This window comes from Pseudomonas sp. S5D5 (assembly GCF_003013355.1).
Classification (GTDB): domain Bacteria; phylum Pseudomonadota; class Gammaproteobacteria; order Pseudomonadales; family Pseudomonadaceae; genus Aquipseudomonas; species Aquipseudomonas aylmerensis.
Genome location: NZ_PTEO01000001.1, coordinates 2,035,215 through 2,046,767, shown reverse-complemented (window position 1 = coordinate 2,046,767; position 11,553 = coordinate 2,035,215). Strand labels below are relative to the sequence as shown.

The following is an 11,553-nucleotide window of genomic DNA, read 5'->3' as shown; positions in this document are numbered from 1 at the left end:
TGGGGCCGCTACGCAGCCTAACGCGGGGCAAGCCCGCTCACCACAGGAAGCTTGCTCGCCACAACGAATCCATTCGTCACAAAGACACTGCTACCGGCCCACGCTCCAGGCGTACACACGGAACGCGTTGGATTATCAAGGTGGCCGTGCTGTGCCTGCCCGACTTCCATTCCCCAGCCGACTTTTTGTAGCGAACGATCATCCCTTGTGGTGAGCGGGCTTGTCCCGCGTTGGGTTGCGCAGCAGCCCCAATCCAGCAGAATGCGGTGTGTCAGGAACTACTCAGGGGATGGCTTTGGGGCCGCTACGCAGCCCAACGCGGGGCAAGCCCGCTCACCACAGGAAGCTTGCTCGCCAGAACGAATCCATTCGTCACAAAGGCACTACCACCGGTCCACGCTCCAGGCGTACACACGGAACGCGTTGGATTATCAAGGTGGCCTTGCTGTGCCCGCCCGACTTCCAGTCCCCAGCCGACTTTTTGTGACGAACGATCATCCCTTGTGGTGAGCGGGCTTGCCCCGCGTTGGGCTGCGCAGCAGCCCCAATCCAGCAGAATGCGGTGTGTCAGGAACTACTCAGTGGATGGCTTTGGGGCCGCTACGCAGCCCAACGCGGGGCAAGCCCGCTCACCACAGGAAGCTCGCTCGCCACAACAAATCCATTCCCCACAGAGAAACTGCTCGCCCTCCCCCACCCCACATGAAAAAAATTTAATACAGCTAAACTGTACAGTTTTCCTGTACCCATGCTACGGTTTCAGCATGACTAAACCACTCTCCACCCCCTCATCGCATTCCGCCGCCACCCTGGCCGCCGAGCTGCGTATCTCCCTGGGCAAGCTGATCCGCCGCCTGCGCGAGCAAACCCATCCTGATGATTTCACCACCGCGCAAAAGTCCGTGCTGCTGCGCCTGGACCGCGATGGACCGAGCACCGTTTCTGCCCTCGCCCGCGCCGAAAGCGTCAAGCCGCAGTCGATGCGCATCACCGTGGCCGGGCTGGAAGTGATGCAGGCCGTGAGCGGCAAGCCGGACCCAAGCGACGGCCGGCAGACGCTGATCAGCCTCACGCCGAGCTTTCGCAAGCACCTGAGCGAAAACCGCGCGGCCAAAGACGATTGGCTGCTGCGCGCGCTGCAGGAACAACTGTCGCCCCAGGAACAAGACGAACTCGCCGCCGCGGTAAAACTGCTGGAGCGCCTCGCCGACTTTTGACTCTCCCCTACCCGCTTGAGGAAATAGCATGGCTGTCACCTCGCTGGATGCAACAACCGCACTGATCATCGTGGACCTGCAACACGGCATCACCGGCTATCCCTTCATGCACCCGATCGGCGAGGTGGTGCAGCGCTCGCGCGCACTGCTCGATGCCTTCCGCGCGCGCGATTTGCCGGTGGTGCTGGTCAACGTCACAGGCTTTGCACCGGGACGCACCGAGCGACCACGGCGCAGCGAAGCCTTGCCGCCCGACTGGGCCGAGCTGATCCCCGAACTCAACCCACAACCCACTGACCTGCGAGTGACCAAACGCAGCTGGGGCGCGTTCGCCAACACTGACCTCGAGGCCCGGCTCAAGGCCCTCGGCGTCACGCAGGTGGTGGTCACCGGCGTGGCCACTGGCACCGGGGTCGAAGCCACCGCGCGCCAGGCCTATGAGTTGGGTTTCAACGTGACGCTCGCCATCGATGCAATGACCGATGCCAACCCCGAGGCCCATGCCTACAGCCTCCAGCACGTGTTCCCGCGCCTGGGCGAGTCGGGCACCACGCAGGCCATCATTGATCTGCTCGACACCCGGGGGAACGAATAACACCATGAGTTTCCTCGGCACCTTCCGCTCCCTGCGCAGCCCCAACTACCGCATCTGGGCCGCCGGTGCGCTGGTCTCCAACATCGGCACCTGGATGCAGCGCACCGCCCAGGACTGGCTGGTGCTCACCCAGCTCACCCCGCACAACGCCGCCGCTGTCGGCATCGTCATGTCGCTGCAATTCGGGCCGCAATTGTTGTTGCTGCCATGGACCGGGTTCGCCGCCGACCACTACGACCAGCGCAAGCTGCTGATCGTCACCCAGGCGGTGATGGGCCTGCTGGCGCTGACGCTAGGGGTGTTCACCATCACCGGGTTTGTCGAGCTGTGGCACGTGTACGTGTTTGCGTTCCTGTCCGGCTGCGCCTCGGCGTTCGACGCGCCAGTGCGGCAGATTTTCGTCGCGGAGCTGGTGGGCGAGAAGGATTTGTCCAACGCCATCGCGCTCAATTCCACCTCGTTCAATATGGCACGCATGATCGGTCCGGCGGTGGCCGGCCTGACCATCGCGTCGGTGGGCACCGGCTGGGCGTTCCTGCTCAATGGCAGCAGTTTTTTTGCGGTGCTGGCCTCGCTGTTCTTCCTGCGGGTGTCGGGGCAGCACGCCAAGGTGCGAGCCTTGCGCACCAAAGGCAGCCTCACCGAAGGCCTGCGCTATGTGTGGGCGCGGCCGGACTTGAAGGCGATCCTGCTGATGCTGTTTCTGATCGGCACCTTCGGCATGAATTTCCCGATTTTCATCTCGACCATGGCCGTGACCGCGTTTCATACCGATGCACGCGGCTACGGCCTGCTAACCTCGACCCTGGCCATCGGCACCATCGCCGGCGCACTGCTGGCCGCCGGTCGCGAACGGCCGCAGTTCAAGTCCCTGCTCAATGGCGCCGCGATCTTCGGCGTGGGCTGCACCCTGGCGGCCCTGGCGCCGAACTACTGGTTATTCGCGGTCGCGCTGGTGATCATCGGTGTGGGGGCGATGACCTTCAGCAACACCACCAACAGCCTGATGCAACTCACCACCGAACCGGCGATGCGCGGCCGCGTGATCGCCCTGCGCGTCGGCGTGGCCCTGGGCGGCACGCCCATCGGCGCGCCCATCGTCGGCTGGGTCGCCGACCACCTGGGGCCGCGCTGGGCGCTGGTGGTCGGCGCGGTGTCAGGCATCCTGGCGGTGGGGGTGGCGGTCTACACGATCAAGCGTCAGCTGGATCGGCCCGCCTCGATTACGTCCGCCCCACCGAGCCCGACACCGGGAGATTCCCCAACAACTTGAGCCCGGTGCTCTTCACGAACGTGTCGTAGTCCATCGGTTTCTGGATGCGGGTTTCGGCGTTGGGCAGCACGTAGGCCCAGGCACGCTGGCTGGAAGCGTCATACACCAGCTTGAACAGGCGCGTTGGCACCCACACCCGGTTGTCGCCGATGGTGCCGTAGCCTGAATCGAACAGCGGCCCGGTGAACACATACACATCGCCGCCGGCGCGCTTGGCGAATTTGCGCACGTCGGCTTCGACCTTGCTCCAGATCTTGCGGTTGTTGGTCGGGTCCTGCGGGACCATGTTCGACAGCGCGAAGGATTGCGCCATGGCATGCGCGTTCGGCGCGTCGGCGGCCGGCGCCTGATGGCCACGGTCAACGGCCGGGTGCTGGCTGCGGTAGTCGCTCAACTCCGCACGGCCACCTTTGGGAATACGCGGATCGGGGTAGAACTGGTTGGTGCGTTCCTCGCCCTTGGCCTCCTGCAATTGCGCGGCGTTGAGGCGCTCGACCACCACCAGCGGGGTTTTGCTGGTTTGCGAGTACAGCACCGCAAAGGTGTCCGAACACAGCGCCAGCGGTTTCATCGCCGCCGGGACAGTCGCCGTGTTGATCGGATTTTTCGCCGGGAAAAGTTCAGCGCATCCGTCAAACGAGGCGCGTTGTTCCGAAGGCGTGTAGGGGTTTGCGGGGGTGCGGGCATCAACGGTGGTGGAGAACAAAAACAGGGCAGACAGCCCGACTGCAATATTGCGTAGGTGCATGGGTAAATCTTCGAAAGGGAATAAAGCGGCAGGCTCCGGCGCGCGGAGCCAAGTGGATGATATTTCGAGGATTATGGACTAACTTAAATCAGATTAGTGCCCGACCGCCGCAGGTTTACCCGCTCCCCGCGCACCCGGTTTGAAGGCATGGGCACGGGCCGCCCAAGTCAGCACCAACGCCACCCCGATCAACCCCAGCATCGCCCACGGAAACGCCGCCACGCCCCAGCTCTCCAGCAACACACCCCCGACCACGCCGCTGCCGGCAATCGCGCTGTTCCAGGCCACCACGTTGAGTGATAGTGCCACGTCCGCGCCATCTCCCGCCGCATCAGCCAGGGCGGTCTGCAGCAAGGTCGCGGCGCCGCCGAAGCTCAGGCCCCAGACTGCCACGCCGAGGTAGATCACCGACGGCAGATTGCCCAGCAGGCCGAACACCACGCTCACGCCCGCAAACAGCAGCAGGCTCGCCAGCACCGTGTTGCGCAGCAGCGGCTCGACCAGCCGGGCGGTAATCCAGATGCCGGCCAACGCGGCGATGCCGAACACCAGCAACACCAGGTGCACGCGCTCGGCCAGGCCGGCCGGCGCCACGAACGGGGCGATGTAGGTGTAGAGGATGTTGTGGGCGAGCATCCAACTGATCACCACCGCCAGCACCGGCCGCACGCCCGGCGTGGTCAGCACCTTGCCCAGCGACACGCGTTGATGCGCGGGCTGGGGCGCGAAGTCCGGGACTTTCACCAGCACCCAGGCAATCAGCACCAGGCTCACACCGGACATCAGGCCGAACGTGGTGCGCCAGCCCACCAGGCCGCCGAGCCAGGTGCCCAGCGGCACACCCAGCGACAGCGCAATCGGCGTGCCGACCATCGCCAGTGCGAGTGCCTTGCCCTGTTGGTGCGGCGCGACCATGCGCCGGGCGTAACCGGCCAGCAGGCTCCAGGCCAGCCCCGCTGCGACACCGGCGAAGAAGCGCGCCACCAGCGTCACGCCATAGTGCGACGACCACGCGGTGATGGAGTTGAACAGCAGGAAGCCGACGATGGTCAGCAGCAACACATTGCGCCGGCGCCAGCCACGGGTGGCGATGGTCATGGGGATCACCGCCAGCACCGAGCCTAGCGCGTAGGCGGTGACCATTTGCCCGGCCATCGACGGCGAAATCGCCAGGCCGTCGCTGATCAGCGGCAACAGGCCGGCAGGCAGGGTTTCGGTGACGATGCAGATGAAGCCGGTCATGGCCAGCGCGAGCAAGGCGCCGATGGGCAAACGTTCGGACGAGGCCGATAGGGTCAGTGAGGGCGTCACGGGATACTCCTTTGGGCAAGACTTAGATACTGATCGATATAAATGTTGCGGGCAGTCGCGACGCGTTGTCAACGACTTATGTATCGACTAGTATTTATCTCATTCCCCACCGGAGACCCGACATGGCACAAATGGGCCGCCCCCGCACTTTCGACCGTGAACAGGCTGTGGAACAGGCCTTGCACCTGTTCTGGCAGCACGGCTACGACGCCACGTCTTTGGCCCAGCTCAAGGCGGGCTTGGGTGGCGGTATCTCCGCGCCAAGTTTCTATGCGGCGTTTGGCTCCAAGGAAGCACTGTTCGATGAGTGCGTGCAGCGCTACCTGGCGACCTACGCCCAGGTCACCGAATGCCTGTGGGACGAAACCCTGTTGCCGCGCAAGGGGGTGGAGACTGCGCTGCGCCAGTCGGTGCGCATGCAGTGTGAAGACGGGCACCCCAAGGGCTGCATGGTCGCGTTGGGCGTGATGAGCGCGCCGAGCCCGGAGAATGCACGCGTGGCCGATGCGTTGACCCAGTCACGGCTGCGCACGCGGGCGGGGATCGTCGCGTGTGTGGAGCGGGCGATGCGGCTCGGCCAGTTGCCGCAGCACACTCAGCCGGCGGTGATGGCGAGCGTGTTTGACAGTTTTCTGCAGGGGGTGTCGATCTTGGCGCGGGACAACGTGCCTCATGCGACCCTCGATGCGGCGATCAGCCAGCTCATGCTGGGCTGGGATGTCGCCGCCTCTATCGCGCCGCCTTTGCATCCCGGTGCTGCATCAGAAAATCCACAAACGCGCGCACCCGGTGCGGCACATAGCGCCCATGGGGATACAGCAGGGTAAACGGCCGCGAACGGCCGCCATACGCCTGCAGCACTTGCACCAGGCTGCCGTCCGCCAATTCCTGCTCGACGATGAACTTGTAGGTCTGGAACAACCCCGCACCATGCTTGGCCAGGGTCACGCCGCCGAGGACATCGTCGGAACAGCTGTACCCCGCCTCCCCCGCGAACTCGTGCGCCTTGCCGTCCACCTGGAACAACCACGGGATGCGGCGCCCATTGCTCGGCAGTTCGTACTGGATGCATTCGTGGGTAGGCAAATCTTCCAGCGTCTGTGGGGTACCGGCGCGTTGCAGGTAGGACGGCGCGGCCACCACCACCAGTTCGGCATCTTCCAGCAGGCGTGCGATCAACGACGAATCGGGTTGCGCGCGTACGCGCACGGCCAGGTCATAGCCCTCGGCGACGAAGTCGATATTGCGGTTGCTGATGTGGATATCCACCGTGACCTGCGGATACAGCGCGCGAAACTTCGGCAGCAGCGGCAGCAGGCGATGATGGCCGTAGGTGGTCGGAATGCTGATGCGCAGCAGGCCGGAGGGCACGGACTGCGCGCCCATCACTTCCTGTTGGGCTTCCACCAGTTGGGTCAGGGCTTGGCGGCATTGCTCGAAAAACGTCCGGCCGCTGTCCGTCAGGCGAATGCTGCGGGTGGTGCGCACAAACAGCCGCGAGCCCAGGCGTTCTTCCAGGCGCGAGACGCTGCGGCTCACGGCGGCCGGGGTGACGCCGGCGACCTGCGCGGCGGCGGTGAAACTGCTGGCTTCGGCTGCCAGGCAAAACAGCTCGATACTGCCCAGCTGCAAATCTTCGAAATGACGCTTCATGAGGGAGGCTTCTGACTCAACGGCAGCGAGTAGCGGTTTGATGGATGACACGCCCTGTTTATCAGCAGTGCCAAGATAAATACAGCGTTCGGCACCGGCCACGCTTGCTTTCGCTGATGGCACACCGCTAATCTTGCGAATAATTCTTATCCGCAGACGTATCTTTCCATGTCGGCCAGCAACCTTCCCTTGAATCAGGCGGTCCATGCGCTCTACGCCGAGCATCATGGCTGGCTGTTCGGCTGGCTGCGCAAAAAGCTCGGTTGCCCGCAAAACGCTGCGGATCTTTCCCACGATACGTTTCTGCGCATCCTCGCGTCCCGCGATGCACTCGGCGCAATGCGCGAACCGCGTGCATTTCTGACCACCACCGCGCGCCACCTGATCATTGACCGCGCGCGCCGGCGCCAGCTGGAAGACGCCTACCTGCGCGAGCTGGCCCTGACCATCGAGATAATGGAGCAGTGCCAGCAGTCGCCGGAACAGATCCTCGTCACCCTGGAAGCGCTGGAACAGATCGCCTTTGTGCTCGACGGCCTGGCGCTGAATGCGCGGCAGGCGTTCCTGCTGTACTTCCTCGAAGGCCTGCGCCAAAGCGAGATCGCCAGCCGCCTGGGGATTTCCGAACGCATGGTACGCAAGCACCTGATGAATGCGCTGATGCACTGCAACCACGCGCTGGACATATGAGCACCGACCTCGACCAACAGGCCGCGAACTGGGTGATCCGTCTCAATGAGGGCAACCTCAGCGAGCGCGAGCAGCAGCAGTTCGAACGTTGGCAAGCCGCCGATCCACGCCACGCGGCGGCTTTCGAGCGCCTGCAAGGGTTTGTCGGGCGCTTGCAGGCGTTGCGCCCGCAACAGGCCCCGGTGCAAGCCGCGCTGGAAGCCGCACGCGTGCGCCGGCGCAACCCGGCCGGGCGCGTGCTGCTGGGGTTGCTGGTGGCATTGCCGGCGGCCCTGGCGTTGCGCGCGTACCCGCCGAGCTACTGGCTGGCCGACCAGCGCACGGCGCCGGCGCAATGGCAGCAGGTCGCCCTGGTAGATGGCTCGCAACTGACCTTGAGCGGCAACAGCGCCGTGGACCTGACCTTCAACGGCCAGCAGCGCCAGGTGCGTTTGCTGCGCGGCGAAATCCTGGTGCAAGTCGCCCACGATGCGACGCGCCCCTTTACGGTGGTGACCGACGACGGCCAGATGCGCGCCCTCGGCACACGTTTTACGGTCAAGCGCGAGGCGCCGGGCACCTTGCTGAGCATGCTTGAATCGACCGTCGCGGCCACCGACGCCGCCCAGCATCAGGCCGTGCACGTCAGCGCCGGCCAACAGGCGCGCATTACCCCGGATGCCGTGAAGGTACTGGGCAAGATCGACCCGCGCGCCACCGACGATGCCTGGAAACACCATCAATTGGTGGTGCAGGACCGGCCCCTGCCGGAGGTGCTCGACGAACTGGCGCGCCAATACGGCGGCCATGTGCAGTTTGATCGCCAGCAGTTGGCCGACCTGCGCGTGTCTGCCGTATTGCCGCTGGATAACCCGCGCCGTGCGCTGCAGTTGATTGCCGATGGCCTGCCGGTGCGCATCCGCGCGTTCAGCCCGTTGTGGCTGCAGATCGAACGCCACGAAAAATAGTTTCGCGTGCCGGGTTCCGCTTTTCAGGGTTGCCCCGTCAAGGAAGAAAGCACCTCAATAACAGGAATTTCTTCCATGCCGCGCCACTTCAAGCGTTCTCCGTTGCCCCTCGCCCTGGCGATCAACCTGGCCAGCCTTGCTGCGCTGAGCCTGGGCCTCTGCAGCCCGGTGGCGGCACAAGAGGCGGCGCGGTATGCGATCGCTGCCGGCCCCCTCGGCCCGGCGCTCAACCTGTTCGCGCAACAGGCGCATGTGGCGCTGCTGTTCGACAGCCAGACCGTCGCCGGCCTGACGACTGCCGGTCTGCACGGTGACTTCGCGATTGCCCAGGGGTTCGCCCAACTGCTGCGCGGCAGCGGTTTGCAGGCCGTGCAAGGGGCAAATGGCTACGTACTGGTGCCGACCAACACCAGCGGTTCGCTGGAGCTGGGCCCCACTGCAATCACGGGCCTGACCGAAGAAAGCAGCACCGAACACGTCAAGGGTTACGTGGCCACGCGCAACCTCAGTGCCACCAAGACCGACACGCCGATCATCGAAACCCCGCAATCGCTGTCGGTGGTCACCAGCGACGAGATCCGTGACCGCCAATCGGAAACCCTCTCGCAAACCCTCGACCTGACGCCGGGTTTCACCAGCCAGCCGACCAGTTTCAACCGCACCTCGGACCGCTTCCGCATTCGCGGTTTCGACGTCGAATCTGCCACCGGCGGTTCCCTGCGCGACGGGCTGCGTTTGCAGAACAACTCCTACGACGGCGTGCAGGAGCCCTATGGCCTGGAACGCGCCGAGGTGATTCGCGGCGCGGCGTCGGTGCTGTATGGGCAATTGTCGCCGGGCGGCCTGATCAATACCGTGAGCAAGCGTCCCAGCCAGACGCCCTACCACGAGGTCAACCTGCAAGCCGGGCAGAACAACCGCAAGCAACTGTCCGCCGACTTCACCGGCCCGCTGGGCGACAGCGACACCCTGAGTTACCGCCTGACCCTGCTCGACCGCAAGAGCGACACCGCCGCCGACCACATCAACAACGACAAGGTCTACGTCGCCCCGGCCCTGACCTGGCGGCCGGATGACGACACCTCGCTGACCCTGCTGTCGTTCTACCAGAAGACCGAGACCGGCTTCTCCGCGCCGCTGCCCTATCAACTGACCAAGGGCGTCGGCAGCGGCAAATTCCAGATCGGCCGCCACGACTTTATCGGCGAGCCCGACTACGACGAAATGAACGGCGAGATGTCGGCGCTGGGCTATGAGTTCGAACACCGCTTCGATGAGCACACACGCATCAGCAACAAGCTGCGCTACTACCAGTCGGATGTGACGTGGCGCTACCTGCAGGTCAACATCGGCGGCCAGAACATCACCAACGCGCAAAACACCGGCATCCTGCAGCGCCAATACAGCGACCGCCGTGAACGCTCGCGGGGCCTGGCCAGCGACACCAATATCGAGAGCAAGTGGCAGTTCGGAGACTGGCAGCACACCTTCCTGCTGGGCTTTGATGGCTACGACACCAGCTACGACTCGCACAATTTCCGCGGCGCCGCCCAGCCGTTGAACCTGGCCACCTACCAGTATGGGCAGCCGGTGGTGGTGAATCGCAACCCGGCCACCGACCGTGGTTCGCAGATCGACACGTTGCAAAAGGGCATCTACTTCCAGGACCAGATCAAGTTCGATGAACGCTGGATCCTGCTGCTCGGCGGCCGTCATGACTGGGCGGACCAGGACACCGAACTGTTCCGCAATTCGGCCAAGAGCAGCCAGAGCGATGAAGCCACCACCTGGCGCGCGGGGCTGGTGTACAAGGCCGACAATGGCCTGGCACCCTACATCAGCTACAGCGAATCCTTCTTCCCGGTGGCCGGCACCAACAAGGCCGGCGAAAGCTTTGTGCCCACCGAGGGCAAGCAGTATGAAATCGGTATCCGCTACCAACCCGAAGGCAGCGCGACCCTGCTGAGTGCGGCGGTGTACCAGCTGGAGCAGAAAAACGTCCTGAGCCAGGACCGCACCGATATCAACTTTTCGGTACAGGTCGGCGAAGTGCGCTCGCGTGGTTTCGAACTGGAAGCCAAGACCGAGGTCACCCCCGACCTCAGCCTGATTGCCTCCTACGCCTACATCGACGCGCGCATCACCAAAAGCGATATCGCCCGCGAAATCGGCCAACGCAGCGAAGACACGCCCTACCACCAGGCGGCCCTGTGGGCCGACTATCGCCTGGCGGCGCTGGGAATCCCGCAACTGCGCATCGGCGGCGGCGCCCGCTACAAAGGCACCACCCAGGCCTCCGGCGTGCCTTCCTCCATGCCCGCCTATACCCTGTACGACGCCCGCGCCAGCTACGAAATCGACCCGCACTGGGAAGTCGCGCTCAACGCCAACAACGTCACCAACAAACGCTACACCTACTGCGAGTTCGCGATTTGCCGGTACGGCGACGAGCGCCAGCTGGTCAGCTCGCTGACGTATCGCTGGTAACGGCGCGCCGCCGAGCAAAATGGGGAAGCGGACTGGTTGTGATGAGCAGGCCTGCTTTGTGGTGGACAGGCCCGTTTTTGTGGTGAGCGGGCTTGCCCCGCGTTGGGCTGTGCAGCAGCCCCAATAAGACCGCTGCGGTCTTTCAGGTAAATCAGGTACTCAGGTTTTAGGGGGGCTTCGCCCCCCAACGCGGGGCAAGCCCGCTCACCACAAAGGAAGTGTGCTCATCACAATAGGCTCACCCTTCCCTCTGCGATTCAAACTACTCTGCCAACAAACCCTCACTCAACGCATAAGGCTCGCCCTCAAACAAAATCTCCCACGGCCTGTGTGCTTGTTTATGGCAGCAGCAATTGTTGTGGTGAGCAGACCCGTTTTTTGTGGTGAGCAGGTTTGCTTTTTTGTTGTGAGCAGGCCTGTTTCTGTGGTGAGCGGGCTTGCCCCGCGTTGGGCTGCGCAGCAGCCCCAATAAGACCGCTGCGGTCTTTCAGGTAAATCCGGTTCTCAGGTTTTAGGGGGGCTTCGCCCCCCAACGCGGGGCAAGCCCGCTCACCACAAAGGAAGTGTGCTCATCACAATAGGCTCACCCTTCCCTCTGCGATTCAAACTACTCTGCCAACAAACCCTCACTC

At 63.9% G+C, this 11,553-nt stretch carries 10 protein-coding genes; 7 read left to right on the top strand and 3 right to left on the bottom strand.

Annotated elements, in window-relative coordinates:
• Positions 1-764: 764 nt before the first annotated feature.
• From C9990_RS09605 to C9990_RS09595, 3 genes are read left to right on the top strand one after another with little or no spacing between them, the layout of a single operon-like run.
• Positions 765-1,217: a MarR family winged helix-turn-helix transcriptional regulator gene (locus C9990_RS09605; RefSeq protein WP_106803121.1), complete on the top strand. Its 453-nt coding sequence runs from the start codon at positions 765-767 to the stop codon at positions 1,215-1,217.
• A 28-nt stretch (positions 1,218-1,245) separates the two neighbouring features.
• Positions 1,246-1,812 carry an isochorismatase family protein gene (locus C9990_RS09600; protein ID WP_106803120.1) on the top strand — a complete coding sequence of 189 codons (567 nt, stop codon included), beginning with the start codon at positions 1,246-1,248 and terminating at the stop codon, positions 1,810-1,812.
• Between the two features lie 4 nt (positions 1,813-1,816).
• The gene (locus C9990_RS09595; protein WP_106803119.1) at positions 1,817-3,085 is read left to right on the top strand and encodes an MFS transporter; all 1,269 of its coding nucleotides are present in this window, start codon (positions 1,817-1,819) and stop codon (positions 3,083-3,085) included.
• On the opposite strand, the gene C9990_RS09590 is transcribed toward C9990_RS09595, so the two are convergent.
• Both C9990_RS09590 and C9990_RS09585 read right to left on the bottom strand, forming a co-directional pair.
• Positions 3,036-3,833 carry a DNA/RNA non-specific endonuclease gene (locus C9990_RS09590; RefSeq protein ID WP_106803118.1) on the bottom strand — a complete coding sequence of 266 codons (798 nt, stop codon included), beginning with the start codon at positions 3,831-3,833 and terminating at the stop codon, positions 3,036-3,038. The genes C9990_RS09595 and C9990_RS09590 overlap by 50 nt on opposite strands.
• A gap of 93 nt (positions 3,834-3,926) precedes the next feature.
• On the bottom strand, positions 3,927-5,144 hold the full coding sequence (locus C9990_RS09585) for an MFS transporter (RefSeq protein ID WP_106803117.1): 1,218 nt from the start codon (positions 5,142-5,144) through the stop codon (positions 3,927-3,929).
• Positions 5,145-5,266: 122 nt separating this feature from the next.
• Here C9990_RS09585 and C9990_RS09580 point away from each other — a divergent pair, with 122 nt between their 5' ends.
• On the top strand, positions 5,267-5,971 hold the full coding sequence (locus C9990_RS09580; protein ID WP_106803116.1) for a TetR/AcrR family transcriptional regulator: 705 nt from the start codon (positions 5,267-5,269) through the stop codon (positions 5,969-5,971).
• Here the strand turns inward: C9990_RS09580 and C9990_RS09575 are convergent.
• Positions 5,874-6,797, bottom strand: a complete 924-nt coding sequence (locus tag C9990_RS09575) for a LysR family transcriptional regulator (protein ID WP_106803115.1) — start codon at positions 6,795-6,797, stop codon at positions 5,874-5,876. The two genes, C9990_RS09580 and C9990_RS09575, sit on opposite strands and share 98 nt — an antisense overlap.
• 168 nt (positions 6,798-6,965) lie before the next feature.
• On the opposite strand from C9990_RS09575, the gene C9990_RS09570 reads away from it, so the two are divergent.
• From C9990_RS09570 to C9990_RS09560, 3 genes are all read left to right on the top strand, one after another.
• A complete protein-coding gene (locus tag C9990_RS09570) occupies positions 6,966-7,487 on the top strand; it encodes a sigma-70 family RNA polymerase sigma factor (RefSeq protein WP_106803114.1) in 522 nt (173 codons plus the stop codon).
• On the top strand, positions 7,484-8,434 hold the full coding sequence (locus tag C9990_RS09565) for a FecR family protein (protein ID WP_106803113.1): 951 nt from the start codon (positions 7,484-7,486) through the stop codon (positions 8,432-8,434). Before C9990_RS09570 ends, C9990_RS09565 begins: the two co-directional genes overlap by 4 nt.
• 75 nt (positions 8,435-8,509) lie before the next feature.
• Complete coding sequence (locus C9990_RS09560) at positions 8,510-10,921, top strand: TonB-dependent siderophore receptor (protein ID WP_106803112.1); 2,412 nt, start codon at positions 8,510-8,512, stop codon at positions 10,919-10,921.
• Positions 10,922-11,553 lie beyond the last annotated feature (632 nt).

Bases quoted from the DNA above. Each gene is read 5' to 3' on its own strand.
- C9990_RS09605 (WP_106803121.1), top strand. From the start codon at position 765: ATGACTAAACCACTCTCCACCCCCTCATCGCATTCCGCCGCCACCCTG.
- C9990_RS09600 (WP_106803120.1), top strand. From the start codon at position 1,246: ATGGCTGTCACCTCGCTGGATGCAACAACCGCACTGATCATCGTGGAC.
- C9990_RS09595 (WP_106803119.1), top strand. From the start codon at position 1,817: ATGAGTTTCCTCGGCACCTTCCGCTCCCTGCGCAGCCCCAACTACCGC.
- C9990_RS09590 (WP_106803118.1), bottom strand. From the start codon at position 3,833: ATGCACCTACGCAATATTGCAGTCGGGCTGTCTGCCCTGTTTTTGTTC.
- C9990_RS09580 (WP_106803116.1), top strand. From the start codon at position 5,267: ATGGCACAAATGGGCCGCCCCCGCACTTTCGACCGTGAACAGGCTGTG.
- C9990_RS09575 (WP_106803115.1), bottom strand. From the start codon at position 6,797: ATGAAGCGTCATTTCGAAGATTTGCAGCTGGGCAGTATCGAGCTGTTT.
- C9990_RS09570 (WP_106803114.1), top strand. From the start codon at position 6,966: ATGTCGGCCAGCAACCTTCCCTTGAATCAGGCGGTCCATGCGCTCTAC.
- C9990_RS09565 (WP_106803113.1), top strand. From the start codon at position 7,484: ATGAGCACCGACCTCGACCAACAGGCCGCGAACTGGGTGATCCGTCTC.
- C9990_RS09560 (WP_106803112.1), top strand. From the start codon at position 8,510: ATGCCGCGCCACTTCAAGCGTTCTCCGTTGCCCCTCGCCCTGGCGATC.